A 229-nucleotide genomic window follows, 5' to 3' on the forward strand; every position below is an offset into this window, starting at 1 on the left:
AGCAGCCAGGTAACCATAATAATTGGTATTAAAATTATAAATAGAAAATGCCAATTTAATGTGTCCTGAATTATGCCACCATATATGGGCCCCACTGCTGGTGCAAAGGCAATAACTAAGCTACCTATCCCCATAAAAGTGCCAACTTTTTTCTTTGGCACTTGATCTAGTACGACAGCAAACATCAACGGTAACGCGATTCCATCAGCAATGCCTTGACATAAGCGGC

At 40.6% G+C, this 229-nt stretch carries 1 protein-coding gene; it reads right to left on the bottom strand.

Features of this window, described 5'->3' with window-relative positions; translation table 11 throughout:
• Nucleotides 1-229 (bottom strand): MFS transporter (locus IV64_RS00870; RefSeq protein WP_157060963.1); only part of this gene is annotated, 229 nt, incomplete at both ends.

It is taken from the genome of Lactiplantibacillus xiangfangensis, from assembly GCF_001438845.1.
GTDB lineage: Bacteria > Bacillota > Bacilli > Lactobacillales > Lactobacillaceae > Lactiplantibacillus > Lactiplantibacillus xiangfangensis.